The sequence below is a fragment of the Sporosarcina koreensis genome, assembly GCF_000826145.2.
Lineage (GTDB): Bacteria > Bacillota > Bacilli > Bacillales_A > Planococcaceae > Sporosarcina > Sporosarcina trichiuri.
Map to the genome: position 1 here is coordinate 648346 of NZ_LN651337.1, position 13937 is coordinate 662282.

General features: G+C 53.1%; 12 protein-coding genes. 1 reads left to right on the forward strand and 11 read right to left on the reverse strand.

The features are described from left to right. Positions 1-11: 11 nt before the first annotated feature. From lpdA to BN1190_RS08910, 5 genes are read right to left on the reverse strand one after another with little or no spacing between them, the layout of a single operon-like run. Positions 12-1439, reverse strand: coding sequence for a dihydrolipoyl dehydrogenase (lpdA, locus tag BN1190_RS08890; protein ID WP_040286568.1), 1428 nt, complete (start codon positions 1437-1439; stop codon positions 12-14). Beyond that, the gene (gene buk, locus BN1190_RS08895; RefSeq protein ID WP_040286569.1) at positions 1423-2541 is read right to left on the reverse strand and encodes a butyrate kinase; all 1119 of its coding nucleotides are present in this window, start codon (positions 2539-2541) and stop codon (positions 1423-1425) included. Before buk ends, lpdA begins: the two co-directional genes overlap by 17 nt. Positions 2542-2583: 42 nt before the next feature. Next, positions 2584-3681, reverse strand: coding sequence for a Leu/Phe/Val dehydrogenase (locus tag BN1190_RS08900; protein ID WP_040286570.1), 1098 nt, complete (start codon positions 3679-3681; stop codon positions 2584-2586). A gap of 1 nt (position 3682) precedes the next feature. Further along, entirely contained in the window at positions 3683-4615 is a 933-nt protein-coding gene (locus tag BN1190_RS08905; protein WP_040286571.1) for a bifunctional enoyl-CoA hydratase/phosphate acetyltransferase, read from the reverse strand. 18 nt (positions 4616-4633) lie between these two features. Then, complete coding sequence (locus tag BN1190_RS08910; protein WP_040286572.1) at positions 4634-6628, reverse strand: PAS domain-containing protein; 1995 nt, start codon at positions 6626-6628, stop codon at positions 4634-4636. Positions 6629-6745: 117 nt separating this feature from the next. Between BN1190_RS08910 and BN1190_RS08915 the strand changes: the two genes are divergently transcribed. Beyond that, positions 6746-6976: a DUF2627 domain-containing protein gene (locus BN1190_RS08915; protein WP_040286573.1), complete on the forward strand. Its 231-nt coding sequence runs from the start codon at positions 6746-6748 to the stop codon at positions 6974-6976. A 69-nt stretch (positions 6977-7045) separates the two neighbouring features. Here the strand turns inward: BN1190_RS08915 and BN1190_RS08920 are convergent, their stop codons facing one another. The 6 genes from BN1190_RS08920 to ahrC all read right to left on the reverse strand — a co-directional run bounded on the left by BN1190_RS08920 (position 7046) and on the right by ahrC (position 13844). Then, positions 7046-7762, reverse strand: coding sequence for a glycerophosphodiester phosphodiesterase (locus tag BN1190_RS08920; protein ID WP_040286574.1), 717 nt, complete (start codon positions 7760-7762; stop codon positions 7046-7048). A gap of 27 nt (positions 7763-7789) precedes the next feature. After that, positions 7790-9352 (reverse strand): DUF342 domain-containing protein, encoded by a 1563-nt coding sequence (locus tag BN1190_RS08925; RefSeq protein WP_040286575.1) that lies wholly within the window; start codon positions 9350-9352, stop codon positions 7790-7792. Between the two features lie 245 nt (positions 9353-9597). After that, positions 9598-10392, reverse strand: coding sequence for a sporulation transcription factor Spo0A (gene spo0A, locus BN1190_RS08930; RefSeq protein WP_040286576.1), 795 nt, complete (start codon positions 10390-10392; stop codon positions 9598-9600). Positions 10393-10581: 189 nt separating this feature from the next. After that, positions 10582-11553, reverse strand: a complete 972-nt coding sequence (locus tag BN1190_RS08935) for a SpoIVB peptidase S55 domain-containing protein (protein WP_040286577.1) — start codon at positions 11551-11553, stop codon at positions 10582-10584. Positions 11554-11682: 129 nt separating this feature from the next. Then, on the reverse strand, positions 11683-13377 hold the full coding sequence (gene recN, locus BN1190_RS08940; RefSeq protein WP_040286578.1) for a DNA repair protein RecN: 1695 nt from the start codon (positions 13375-13377) through the stop codon (positions 11683-11685). A 17-nt stretch (positions 13378-13394) separates the two neighbouring features. Then, positions 13395-13844, reverse strand: a complete 450-nt coding sequence (gene ahrC / locus BN1190_RS08945; protein WP_040286579.1) for a transcriptional regulator AhrC/ArgR — start codon at positions 13842-13844, stop codon at positions 13395-13397. Between the last annotated feature and the right edge of the window lie 93 nt (positions 13845-13937).

The window sequence follows — 13937 nt, forward strand, 5'->3', positions numbered from 1 at the left end:
CCCCTTTTTGGTTACATGTGGATTGCTTTTCCGTCTACCGCCAATGCCGCTTCCCCGATCACTTCTGATAGGGATGGGTGCGGATGGACTGTTTCCGCGATCTCCCAAGGCGTCGCATCCAGCACCATCGCAAGACCCGCCTCGGAAATCATGTCCGTCACACCGGCGCCGATCATATGGACGCCGAGGACATCATCAGTCGCTTCATCCGCGACGATTTTGACGAATCCGTCCGCTTTCCCGTTGACGAGTGCCTTGCCGACCGCCTGGAATGGGAACTTCCCGATTTTCACTGAGTAGCCGCGGTCTTTCGCCTGCTGTTCAGTGATTCCGACGCTTGCCGCTTCGGGGCTCGAGTAGATGCAGCGGGAGATCTTTTCGTATTCCATCGGTGCTGGTGACTGGTTGGCAATATGTTCGATTGCCGAAATCCCTTCGTGGGATGCGACATGGGCGAGCTGGAGACCGCCGATGCAGTCGCCGATTGCATAGATATGACTTTCTTTCGTCTGGAACGTAGGACGCGTCTTAATATAGCCCTTCTCGATTTCGATATCCGTATTCTCGATCCCGATGCCTTCCGTGTTTGCCTGACGGCCGACGGAGACCAGCATTTTTTCCGCCGTGAATGTCTGCTGATCGCCGCCTGTTTCCGCGGAGATCGTAACACTGTTTTCGGACTTCTCGATTGTACCCGGCAGCACTTTTGCCCCGGTGACGAAACGGATGCCCTTTTTCTCGAGCAGTTTCTTCATCTCTTTCGAAATGTCCGCATCCTCCGTCGGCAGGATCCGGTCAGCGTATTCGACGACAGTCACTTCCACACCGAAATCATTCAGCATGGATGCCCATTCGATTCCGATGACACCCCCGCCGATGATCAGCATCGACGCGGGAAGTGATTCCATGGCAAGCGCCCCATCCGATGACAGCACCTGCTGTTCATCCAGTTCAAGGCCCGGCAGCGTACGCGGGCGGGACCCGGTGGCAAGTACCAGATTTTTGAGGATGAGCATCTCATTTTCCTCTCCATTGTTCATCTCCACCGAGATGGTTCCCGGCATCGGCGAGAAGATGGACGGTCCGAGCATCCGGCCGGTCCCTTCGTAGACATCGATCTTGCCTTTCTTCATGAGACCCTGCACACCTTTGTACAACTGGTCGACGATCGACTGTTTCCGCTGCTGGACCGCCTGGAAATCGAGTGAGACACGTTCCGTGCGCACACCGAAATCTCCGGCTTTCTCTTTTGCCAGCTGGAACACTTCCGCACTTTTCAGAAGTGCTTTGCTCGGAATGCAGCCTCTGTGCAGGCAAGTGCCTCCGAGTTTCCCCTTTTCAACAAGCGCCGTTTTCAGACCGAGCTGGGCGGAACGGATTGCGGCGACATATCCGCCGGTCCCTCCTCCGAGTATCACTACGTCATATTCTTGAGCCATCGTGTGCTGCCTCCTGTTCTATACTGGGATACGTCTTCGCTTCCTCTTCACCGGTGAGAACACGGATTGCCCCTTCTGCAAGGGCCTGCAATTCGTCTTCCCCCGGATAGACGGCGACTTCTGCGATCCACTCGATATAGTTCCTGATCTCTTCCACAAATCCTCTGCCGTATGCAAGTCCGCCCGTCAGGATGATGGCATCCGCTTTCCCGCGAAGCACCGCAGCGGCACTGCCTACTTCTTTTGCGACCTGATAGGCCATCGCATCGTAGACACGTTTCGCTTCCTCATCACCTGCTGCAATCCGTTTCTCAACCTGCACTGCATCATTCGTGCCCAAATACCCTGTCATACCGCCTTGGCCTACGAGCATCTCCATCACTTCCTGACGGTAATACTTGCCGGAAAAACAAATATCGACAAGGTCCCCGGCCGGGACGGTCCCTGCCCGTTCCGGACTGAATGGTCCGTCCCCGTGCAGGCCGTTGTTGACATCGATCACATTGCCGTACTCATGGGCACCGACAGTGATACCGCCTCCCATATGGACGACGATCAGTTTCAGATCACTGTAATTCCTGCCTGTATCCTTGGCATAGCGCCTGGCGACCGCTTTCTGGTTCAGCGCATGGAAGATCGAATGCCGTTCCAGCAGTTTGAATCCAGACAGCCGGGCGACCGGCTGCAGTTCGTCCACGACGACCGGGTCCACGATGAACGCGGGGATCCCTTCTGCCGAGGCGATCTCGTTCGCGAGGATGCCGCCGAGATTCGAGGCGTGCTGGCCGGAAACGCCCCGCTTCAGATCTTCCAGCATCTGTCCGTCGACACGGTACGTACCGCCGGCGATCGGGCGGAGCAGTCCGCCGCGCCCGACAACTGCAGCCAGGGCTGCTGTGCTGATTCCATGGTCGGCGAGCGACCGGATGATCAGTTCTTTCCGGAAGCCGTACTGCGCGGTGACATTGGGAAACGGTGCAAGTTCTTCAGTCGAATGACGCAGGGTTTCTTCCATTATCAGCCGGCCGTCATCAAACACCCCGATTTTTGTTGACGTCGATCCTGGATTGATCGTCAATATTGTCATTCCTGAAGCAGCCATGGCCATTTTCTCCTTTCGCGGTACACATGTCCGGCAGGTCTGTTACTTGCGCCGCGACAGAACGCTTTTTTCATTTTGCAGGAACTGATTGCGCGCTTTCGCGACACGCTCGATCCGTTCTTCGGCCAGACGGTCAGCTGCCACGTATGACGGAATGCTGTCCCGCTTGGAAATTGCAAAGATCTTTTCGATTGTCTGGTAGATCGTGTCGACTTTCTTAAGAGCACGTTCACGGTTGTAGCCGTCCAGTTCGTCCGCGACGTTGATGACGCCGCCTGAGTTGATGACATAGTCCGGTGCGTAGACGATACCCATCTCATGGATTCTGTCTCCGTGTTCCGGATTTTTCAGCTGGTTGTTCGCCGATCCTGCGATCACTTTCGCTTTCAGCTGCGGAATCGTGTCGTCGTTGATGACCGCGCCGAGTGCGCATGGCGAGAAGATGTCCGCGTCCTGGCTGTAGATCTCATCGATGCCGACTGCTGTTGCGCCGAAGTTGTCGACTGCGCGCTGGACCGCGTCCTGGTTGATGTCTGTGACGATCAGTTTCGCGCCTTCTTTGTGGAGGTATTCGCACATTGTGTACGCGACATTTCCGACGCCTTGGACAGCAACCGTTTTATCCTTCAGGGAATCGCTGCCGAATGCTTCTTTCGCTGCTGCCTTCATGCCTTTGTAGACGCCGAGTGCAGTGATCGGCGATGGGTTGCCTGAGGAACCGAATTCAGCGGAGACACCCGTGACATAGTCCGTTTCCAGATGGATGAGGTCCATGTCCTCTTCTGTTGTGCCGACGTCCTCCGCTGTTATATAGCGCCCGTTCAGCCCTTCGATGAAACGGCCGAATGCGCGGAACATCTCATCGTTCTTGTCGGTTTTCGGATTGCCCATGATGACGGCCTTGCCGCCGCCGAGGTTCAGTCCGGCTGCAGCATTCTTGTATGTCATGCCGCGCGCAAGACGGAGTGCGTCTTCGATCGCTTCTTCTTCGCTGTCATATGTCCACATACGTGTTCCGCCGAGTGCCGGTCCGAGTGTCGTGTCATGGATGGCGATGAATGCTTTCAAGCCTGTTGTCTTGTCCTGGCAGATCACAAGCTGTTCGTAGTCATAAGTTTCCATATATTTCATGATTTCCATTTTAGTTTCCTCCGTTTTCGGTTTGATTTTTGCTGACAAGCAAGGCGAGTGCCAGCGAGTTCAGTTTTGTTTCGGCACTGTCCGCCCTGGATGTCATGACAATCGGAGCGGCTGCCCCTTGGATCATGCCGCCTACTTTCGCTTTCGCGAAATAGGTGAGCGACTTGTAGAGCATATTCGCGGATTCGAGGTTCGGTGCGACCAGGATATCCGCTTTCCCTGCGGCCGGTCCTGTCAGCCCTTTATGCAGGGCCGCTTCTGTTGAAATTGCGTTGTCGAGTGCCATCGGCCCGTCCACTATGCAATTGTCCAGCTGCCCTCGCTGATTCATCATCGTCAAGGCAGCAGCATCCAAAGTCGCCTGCATGGCAGGATTGACGGCTTCCACGGCAGCGAGCGGAACGGCGACCGGCAGCTCAAGTCCGCACGCCCGGGCGACTGAAACTGCATTCCGGATGATCTGCGCTTTCGTCTCCAGGTCCGGCAGAAGACTCATCGCCGAATCCGTAAGGTAGATCAACTTGTCATACCCGGGTATCTCGAATGCCGCTACATGCGACAGTACATTTCCGCTGCGCAGCCCGCCTTCTTTCTTGAGAGCGGCCTTCATGAGGGAAGCCGTCGGGAGATTCCCTTTCATGAGAACCTGCGCCTCGCCGGATGAGACGGATTGCACAGCCATCGCGGCCGCATTGTCCCGTCCTGCTGCCTGGATGAACTCCACATCAGGATGGCCGATCAGTTCGGGTGTATGCTTGCGGACCATTTCATTGAGTTCCTGTCCGTCATCGAACAGCTTGAATGCAGCCAGCCCTCTGGATACGGCGTGTTCCACAGCTTCCAGAACATCCTGGTCGGCTGCACAAGCAACCGCAGTGCATGGCCTGCCCGGCAGCTCCGCTGCACGTCTGACCACTTCAGCGAGCGTTTTCATCCGATCCCCCCATTTCCATCAAATCAGTTTGTACTTCTCCAGTTTGTAGTAAAGCGATCGCAGCGAGATGCCGAGCTTATCGGCAGCGGCGACTTTTTGGCCGCCGTTCTCTTTCAAAGCCGTTTCCAGCAGTAATTTTTCATGGGCTTCCATGAGGGAAGCGAGTGTCCGCTTTTCAGGAAGTGTCTGTGCTGCTGTCAGTTCACTCCCTGAGGACAGGGCGCGGATGATATCCTCTTCATCCAGAATATCAGATCCGGGTTCGGACAGGATCATTGCACGGCTCAGCACGTTCTCCAGCTCCCGGACATTCCCTGGCCATTCGTAGGACTGGAGGCGCTTCAGGGCGCTGCCGGTCAGGGAATGGACAGCCATCCCGAACTCCTGGTTCAGCATGGCAAGCAGCACTTCCGTCATTTCTGGGATATCACCGGAGCGTGCCCGCAGGCTCGGGATGCGGATGGATATCCGGGTCAGCTGGAAATAGAGTTCCTCACTCAGCGTACCGCCGTGGACCGCCCGCTCCAGGTTCGCAGATGACGAGGCGATGATCCTCATGCCAAGCTGTCTCGGCTGTCCAGCTGCCGTGACCCTGCCTGACTCGAGATATTCCAGCAGACTCTCTTGGATTTCCGGTTTCAGGTCCGTGATTTCATCCAGGAACAGGGTGCCTGACAATTCATCAGTCTGTAATTTGAAATGGATGAGAGCCAATTCGACAGAATCCATATCAAGTGAACTGCATGACACACGGATGAAATCGCTTTCATGCCGGTTGCTGCCAGTATGGATAGCATGGGCGAACAGCCCTTTGCCTGTTCCCGGCTCCCCGCGCAGCATGACAGGGATTTCACAGCCGGCAGCTATCTTTGCCTGGCTGACTGCAATTGTCAGATCTTCGTCCCCGCCGATAATGTCATCGAATGTATAAGAGGATTCAAGGTCACGGATCATCGCTTTCGCCTGATCCAGCTGTCTCATCAAGCTGCGCATTTCGGTGATATCGTGGATGACCCCGACGCTTCCCTTCACTTCTTCGTCGACGATGATCGGAGCGACATTGACAATGACATCACGGTTATTCTCTCCGATTTTCATCTTGACTCCGCGCACCGGCCGCTCGGTCTCGAGCACTTTCATATGGATGCTTTCACCTGAACTTATGTCAGCTGTCGCCGGCTTGCCGATCACTTCTTTTTCCGACAGGCCGGTAAGCCGGGTGTACGCAGGGTTGACCAGAATACCGAGGCCATTCGAGTCGACAACCGAAATAGCATCGTCACTGGAATGGATAATCGCTTCAAGCATCGTTTTCACACGCTTCAAGTCCGTGATCTCTTCAGCGGTTTCAATAACATCTGTAACCTCCTTGAACACGGCGAATGCGCCGGCAGTGGTGCCATCTGCCAGGGTGATCGGATAACGGGAGCTTAAAATATCCAGCCCGTTCGGCAGCTGCAGCTTGACGTTCACTTCCCCGTGTCCGCTGTTCGCAACTTCCAAAAGCCGCGAAGACGGAATTACTGATGAGATCGGTTTCCCTGCCGCTTTTCCTAAAGGGATACCGAGCATTTTGGAAGCGCTGTCATTAAAGAGCTGAATTATTCCGTTCCTGTCGATTCCGATCATTCCTTCCTCGACAGAATGGAAAATCGCCTCGTATGTAAAACTTTTTGACAGGATCGTCTGCAAATGTGTAATCTCCCTCTCGATCAGCCGGAAATATAATGTGCTGATCTCTTCAGGAAAGACAGTAATACCAGGAAACCGCTGTGCTGATTCGGCGGCATCCATTCCCGAGAAAACAAACGCGGTCTGTACGTCATCTGTTAAAACAGCCGAAGGATCGGTGTCATACGCAATGGAATGGCGTGCAGCAAAACTCCGTGCCTCAGCCGAATCTTCCCGGCTGGCAATAGCAGTGATCCGGCAGAAGTCCGATTGGATGATCTTTTGCAAAATGTTCAGCTGCTGGTCATTCGGATCTATCACAACGATGTTTTGCAAAGTCATTCAATCTCCTTCCCTCACTGTGCAATCTTTTGCATTTCCCATTTATCATACCGCATCTTCTCGTTCTTGACAATCCTTCGGCAGCAGGTAAAATGAAATACGAATGGAGGAGATCATATGGCACGTTTAGCCGCCTTCATAGTCCTGATCGTACCGGGCATTGCAGCAGCTCTCGGCATTAAATTGATGCGTGATGCTATCTTTGGTGTACTATTCAATCCCTTCCCATACATATGGCTGCAATTTATTGCAGGTTTGGTCCTTCTGGCTGCGGGTATCGGCTTCTTTGCTGGATTCCTGTTCCGCCGTGATCAGCGTAAAGGACGCATTCCGAAGAAAAAACAATGAAAAAGGCTGCCCCGGATAACAAAGTTATCCGGGGCAGCCTTTTTCAGTTTGACGGCCGGCCGCTTGCAATCATTTGCAAAAGCGGCCGGGATAGTCGGTGATCCAGCCATGGATGTACGCCGGCGGATCCTCTATGAAGGGTTCCGTCCCGTCCACACCGTATATCCTGATCGGCCGATCTGCCGCCTGCCATTGCTCGGCATAGGTATCGGTCAGCATCCGTTTATGGAAGTGGAATGCATCCGCGGCAGGATAATCTGCCAGCGACTTTTCCTTCAGCACAGCCTTTTTCAGCAGAAATGCAGTTTCCATCGACGGCTCCAGTTCCTTCGCTCTCACGATCAGTGAATAATCGAAAGAAGACAGATGGACATCATCCAGCACTGCCAGCTGATTCAGCAGAGCCTGCAGGCAGTCCGGATTTTCCGAAATCGTCTCTTTCATTTCAACATTGAGTCCGATCGGCTCCATGAGGGCGAAGGTGATGACTTTCGACAGCCTCGGTATATGAAAGCCCCTGAATTTACGGGTGAACCGTCTGCCTATCTGCACTTGGTCGATATCGGCCGCTTCCATATCGGAAATCCGGCATCGGATGCCTGCCAGCCTGACAAGATCCGGATCATGGATGACAAAGAACACACCGTCCTTCGACAGCTGGACGTCCAGCTCGATTCCGTCTGCGCCTTCCTCCGCCGCCCCGCCGAATGCCTCCATCGTATTTTCAAAATACGCGCCGGACGCCCCCCGGTGCGCATAGACTCTCGGCCTGTTTCCGAGCTCCATGGACTCAGCCCCTTTCATATGCCGCTTCTAAATATTCAGCACACCATCCGTCAGCTCAAAGACCCCTCTTGTCGGAGAGGTGAGAACTGTCGATTTCGCAACCACCTGGATTGTAACGCCTGCATTCGCTTCTTTCGTGATTTCTATCTTTGGCCGGACCGCTGTTTTTATCGTATGCAGCTTTTTCTGTATGATTCCATCCAGCGCGAATACTTCGTCAGTATTCGTGCGGATCATCTGCTGGATCTTATCATACGCCTCACGCTGCGGAGGTGGCAGTGTGTCTTTCATCGGTTCCAGGGGATCTGCATGACTTTCAAGGGTGGTGATCTGTTTCTGCAAATCTTTGATGGTCTGTGCGAGCTGCTGGATTTCGATATGGAGAGCCTCTTTATCAATACCGCATGCTATGAGTTCCGTACTCCGTTCATGATGATTTCCTGCATATGCGCATTCGATCAGGTATACACTCTCCGTTTTGCCGCCGATGATCTTGCCTTTGTGGCGATCGACATGGACGTAATCTGCTGCTACATGGGAGCCGAGTATATACAGCCCGGCCTGGACAGTGTGGGCGAACAGGCAGCAGTCGTTTGCGTGTTTGATGAATATCGTGCCGCTTGCCTCCAAAACGGTCGAACCGCCGCCGAAGACTCCGCCCTGTATGTAGATATCCGCCTGTTCGGAGCGGATTTCTTTTGCATTCGTGACCCCTTCTTTGGCACCTACCGATATATCTCCTGTTGCATTGACACTGTATCCTGCCAGGACAGTTCCGGAAATGATGACTGTGCCGTCAAAGGTGACAGACCCTGTCTCCGGGCCGACATCCCCGTCGATCATCAGCTGCCTGCCGACCCCGACGATCTGATTGTGATAGTCAAGAACGCCGCCATGGATGGCGCGCAGGACGGTTCTGCCGCCTTCCTCGATTTCTTCCACGGATTTACGGTCATAGACCAACTTGGCATCCAATCCACGTTTCGCCTGGATTTGGCCGCCTGTAACATCCCATCCCGAGCTACCTTCCTGTGCCGGCAGTTTCTCTCCAAGCCAGTCCCCTTTTTTTATATGTTTGACAAAATTCATTTCATAATAGTTGGCTGATCCGTCCTCCCGGATGACGGGACGTCTTTCAGGTGCTTCTATGTATGTGAGCTGAGCGTCTCTGCCTTTGACCGGCTCTGTACCTTTAGCTGCCAGGATGGTCTGCCTGGGCTTGACGGCATCCCAATCGATCGGGCAGCGGCCATGAATGATCCGTGACTCATCAAGCAGCCGGTCCACATAGGCCGGCAGCGATTGCTTTCTCTCAGCAAGCTCTTCCTCCGTTAATAAGATGACTGCTTCGGCTTTCATCTTATCGGCGGATAGAGTGATTTCGATTTCAGGTGCATATTGACCGATTTCCGTTACGGCGCCTTCAGCCGACAGGGCACTGCGCAGCTCGGGGAAGGAAGTGATCCTCAACCGGGGCAGCTCGCGGGTCACCCGGTCGAAAGATTTCAGCGGAAAACCGCTCTTTATCGTCTCCATGATGACTGATTCGCCATCCAGTGTCAAAGTTATGAAATCGTTTTCATACAGCATCTCGCTCACCTCTTCTTCTCCTTCTATTATAGATGGTACGGTTGGATTAGAAATAGGCGTTTTGTCTATTCTTCCGCCTTTATATTTTCTGTGTTTTTCATCTATTGCAACTTTCTTCACACGGGAAGAGGGCAGTTATACTGCCATCGACTGCAAACTATCCTCAATACGACATTGAAAAAGGGGCTGTCCTCCAAAAATCCGGGATGGACTTTTGCAGGACAGCCCCTTTACCGGGACGTTATTCAGCTGGCCATGTGTTCAATCCGGATCTTGTCCGCTATCATGGCGATGAACTCGCTGTTTGTCGGTTTGCTCTTCAAATGGTGGACGGTGTAACCGAATGTTTTTGAAATCACTTCGTAATTCCCCCGGTTCCAGGCCACTTCAATCGCATGCCGGATCGCCCGCTCGACACGGGATGGAGTTGTTTTGTATTTTTCCGCTATTTCAGGATACAGGATCTTCGTCACTGCTCCCAGCAGATCATGGTCTGCATAGACCATGTGGATCGCTTCACGCAAATAGGAATAGCCTTTAATATGGGCCGGCACACCGATCTCCTTGATAGTGGACGTGATGGCCGTATCCAGGACCTTCTGGGACACAGCTTCATCAGTCCGGGCCTCCTGTTGGGCCGGAGCCTGCGCTTTGGCCGGTTTCTGGATCTGCGCTGCCTGGAACACTTGGTTGACGAGCTGTTCGAATTCAAACGGCTTCAGCATGAAATACGAAGCGCCAAGGCCCGCCGCCTGTGTCATGACATCTTCCTGACCGAAAGCGGTCAGCATGATAATTTTGACATTCGCATACGCTTCCTGCTGTCGGATATTCTCCAATACGGCGATTCCGTCAAGATACGGCATGATGATATCCAGCAGCAGTACGTCCGGAACAGCTTCTCCCAGGCTACGAAGGCAGATTTTCCCGTTTGGTGCTGTCCAGATCACTTCAATTTCGGGGTGTTTCTCAAAGTATGCACCCATCGTTTTCACAAGTTCTTTATTATCATCTGCGATTGCTATTTTAATTTTCCCCATTTTTACGTCCCCCTTGTTTACCCGCTGTAAGAGTTATTCTACGTGTAATTTTTCGACAAATCTACATCTGTTCCTCCATTTGTATCCAAAATGAATACAAGGACATACAGTTTCTTCTTATTTCGACTGGATTCTTGCCTATTTTACAAAAAATTAAAAAAGACCAGCCGGAAGTCCGGCTGGTTAGCTTCAGCTGCCTTGCTCTGTCATTTTATCGAGGAATAGACCGGCTCCTTTTTCAGGCTGGTCAACAAACATGTGCGTGACGGCTCCGACAAACTTCCCGTCCTGGATGACAGGACTGCCGCTCATCCCCTGCAGGATGCCGCCGGTCTTTTTCAGCAGCCGTTCATCTGTCAGCGTGAATTTGAAAGCATCCGCTGACGAATCTGTCACATTGATCTTGAATGACTCCACTTTTGTCCCTTCAATGGTTGTCAAGATCTCGGCTGGACCGAGAGCGAGTTCGTCCGGCTGCATAACTTCCATTGGTTTCGTCAAGACTTCTTTATAAGAAGCGTTCCATTCACCGAAAATACCGACCACACTGTTGGTCACAATTGTGCCGAGTGTCTCATTCTGATCGAGGATGGAAGAGATCTTATATCCTGGATGTCCAGGCGAACTCTTTTTGATCTGTTCGATTTCGGACAGATAGATTGAACCAGTTTTGAAGTCCGGCGCACTGTTGAACGAACTGTCGATGATCTGATGACCGAGAGCGCCATATGTTTTCTCTGTGATATCCACATACGTAAGTGTCCCGGTCCCTTCCGTCGTGTCTTTCAGGAACGACAGCGACCGTTTGAAGGATAAGCCATCCGTTTCGAACACCTTTTCACGGCCGTCCCGCATGATGGACAGCTTTACCGTCCCATCGTCCTTGAGGGATGCTGCTGCATCCGTCAGAGATTCCAGGGAATTCACAGAAACACCATCAACAGCAGCGACCTGATCTCCCGCCTTCAAGAGCCCGTCCCCTTTGGATAATGGGATATCATTTGTAACGAAAACTCCCGACAGTGCCAGCTGGATACTGATCGAATTCCCCATCGGGATCAATGTTGCCGGCGCAGCGAGAACCGTTATGGACCCCGTGAACAGCATCACCATTGCCGCAGCGGATGCCATGATCGCTTTCAGCTGTCTATTCCATTCCATACGTCACCTCCTTCGTTTCGGGATTACAGTTAGAGTGTCCGTTCCGGTGTCGGTTATGAAAGGGTAAAACATGCAGAGGTGGAATCGAAAAAAAACGCCGGCAGCTCCGCTGCGGCGTCGGCTTCACATTCATAATTCGGATTTCCTTGCTTCCGCCAGCTGGAGCAGCTCGTCTGCATGCCGCAGTGTGAGCGGTGTCACTTCAGCTCCGGACAGCATCCGCGACAGTTCCCGTGTCCGTTCATCCTCCATCACATCGCGGATCGATGTCCGTGTCCGTTCGTCCGTCACCTCTTTTTGAATGAGGTAATGGTGATCCGCCATGGCGGCGACTTGCGGCAGATGGGAAATACATAAAACTTGGGAATTCCTGGCGACGGCAGCGATTTTTTCAGCAATCGCCTGTGCCACCCGGCCGCTCACCCCTGTGTCGACTTCATCGAAAATGATCGACGTGATCCCCTGGTGTTTCGAGAATATGGTCTTCAGCCCGAGCATGACACGCGACAGTTCACCGCCGGAGGCGACTTTCACGAGCGGCTTCATCGGTTCCCCGACATTTGTTGAAATATAGAAAGCGACGTCGTCAAATCCATTATAATCGAACGTCCCTGCCTCTTTCCGATCGATCCTCACCTGGAATACCGCCTTTTCCATGTGCAGCTGCCTCAGCTGCTCCATAATGGCTTCTTCCAGCATTTTGGCGGACTGATTCCGGATCTCGGACAGTTCGCCGGCTTCGATTTCCAGGTCAGCCCGGAGATGCTTGAGCTTTTCCTGTTCTTTTTCGATTCGGCCGTCCCGGTTCACCAGTTCGTCCAGCTTGTCCGCGATCTTGTCGCGGTACAGCAGGATATCTTCGATGGAGGAACCATATTTCCTCTTCAGCGATGTAATCAGTGCCAGCCGGTCTTCCACAGTTTCGAGGCGGTTCGGCTCGTACTCCATCTCGTCAATGATGACTTTGATATCATGAGCAATGTCCTGCAGAGAGTAGAAACTTTCCCCCGCCGTCTCTGCGAAGCCTGCGAGATCCTTATCGACGGAGGCGGCGTCTTCCAGATCGCTCATTGCATTGCCAAGTAGATCGAGTGCATGTGAATCCCCCTGCAGGGCATCATACGCACTAGTCAGGCGATCGAACAGCCGATGGAAATGCTGGAGTTTCAGCCGTTCGCTCTCCAGTGATTCCTCTTCCCCTGCCTGCAGGGAGGCTTCATCGATTTCCCGCAGCTGGAACGAGTACAGATCGATACGCTGTGCGATCTGCTGTTCGTTTTCCGAGGCAAGGCTCAGTTTCTTCCGTAATTTCACGTAATCCTCATATAGACCGCTGTAACTTTTCATGGACGATTTGAATGGCTGCCCGGCAAATGCATCCAGCAGGTGGATGTGCTGTTTCTGATGCATCAGTTCCTGGTTTTCATGCTGACCGTGGATGTCGATCAGCTGGGAGCCGATTTCACGCAGAATGGCGATGGTCACAAGCTTGCCGTTCACCCGGCAGGTCGTCTTCCCATTCAGGTTCAGCTCCCTGCGCAGGATGATCGTACCTTCTTCCGCTTCAATTCCGAACTCCTGCATCTTCCTGAATACGGGATGGTCCGCATCCGGAATGGAGAACATCGCTTCCAACTCCGCCTTCTTCGTCCCGTGCCGTATGAATTCAACGGAACCTCTCCCGCCTGCGACCAGCTGGACTGCATCGATGATGATCGATTTCCCGGCACCTGTTTCGCCCGTCAGTACTGTCAGTCCCTCTTCGAAGGACACATCCAGCGCTTCTATGATTGCAAAATTCTTGATCGAAAGTTCACTTAACAAGGGCTGCTCCCCCTTTCTTACAGCATTGCGAGCAGACGGTCCCTGACTATGCCCGCTGCATGTTCCGTCCGGCAGATGATCATGCACGTGTCATCGCCGCAAATAGTGCCGAGCATCTCCTGCCATTCCAGATGATCAATAAGGGAACCGACTGCATGGGCATTGCCCGGCAGTGTTTTCAATATGAGAAAATGACTCGCTCCGTCCATGCTGATGAACGCATCCGTCAGCATTCGATGGAGCTTGTCTTCAATGTTGAATTGAGGACTGGCCGGCAGACTGTACTTATATCGACCGTTCTGCATTGGCGTCTTGAACAGGTGGAGCTCCTTGATATCCCGGGAAACCGTCGCCTGGGTGACATCAGCCCCTGAATTCTTGAGCGCTTCCACCAGCTGGTCCTGCGTTTCAATCTCCTGTTCCAGTATGATTTCACGGATCCTGAGATGCCGCTGCCCTTTGTTCATATACTTCCCTCCAGTACCGGCTGCTTCATAGGGCGGAAAGCGAAAGCTGCATCCCCAGCCCAGCCGCCAGCTGTTCTGCAGATGCTGCTTCCG